Raw genomic sequence first — 797 nt, forward strand, 5'->3', positions numbered from 1 at the left:
CACGAACAAGGAGCGAACCTAGAGAGCGGGGAGATTTACTACAGATATGCGCGTAGTAGAAAACTAAAGGGATCAGGGGCGAGCCTATCATATTTTTTGTGTAAATGGAAAATATCATCAGAACGGAACCCGTTCTTTTCCGAACTCAATGGCGAACTGGTTTAACGCTCGTCTTTCTTTGTTCGCTCTGGTTCGTGTGGTTCGTGGTAAATTCTTCCCGCTATGCCTCTTTATAAAAAGCGATATATCCCCTATACGTCGTATAAAGGTCTATTTTACTGATAACTTCAAAAGGCGAATGCATTGACAGTACCGGAATGCCACAATCGATAACTTCTATTCCCAAATTGGCGGCATACAATGCGATTGTCCCGCCGCCGCCTTTGTCTACTTTTCCCAATTCGCCAAATTGCCACTGGACTTTATTGCGGCTCATAATCGCCTGCACCTTAGCGCAGAATTCCGCATTGGCGTCGCTTGCGCCGTACTTGCCGCCGGAACCTGTGTACTTTGAAAGCACAATTCCCTTTCCGATAAATGAGCCGTTCTTTTTATCGAATACGCCTGAGTAGGTGGGATCAAACGCGGCGTTGACATCGGCGGACAGCATGGCGGAGCGCGAAAAACACAGCCGCAAATCCGCCTGAGAGCCGCCGCAAAGGAGAGCGATAAAGTTTTCAAAGTTGACGGAGCGCGCGCCTGTGTTTCCTACAGAGCCGATTTCTTCTTTATCTGACAGATAACAAACCAATGTTTTATTTGGCGCTGATTTTTCGTGCGTAAGAGCGGTGATAGCT

Annotated in this window: 1 protein-coding gene; it reads right to left on the minus strand. The window is 47.4% G+C overall.

Going from position 1 to position 797, the window contains the following annotated elements; translation table 11 throughout:
• Positions 1–220 precede the first annotated feature (220 nt).
• On the minus strand, positions 221–797 hold a 577-nt coding region (locus tag ACYVRH_RS13715), incomplete at its 5' end, for a zinc-binding metallopeptidase family protein (RefSeq protein WP_461257447.1).

This window comes from Treponema sp. R80B11-R83G3, assembly GCF_054786115.1.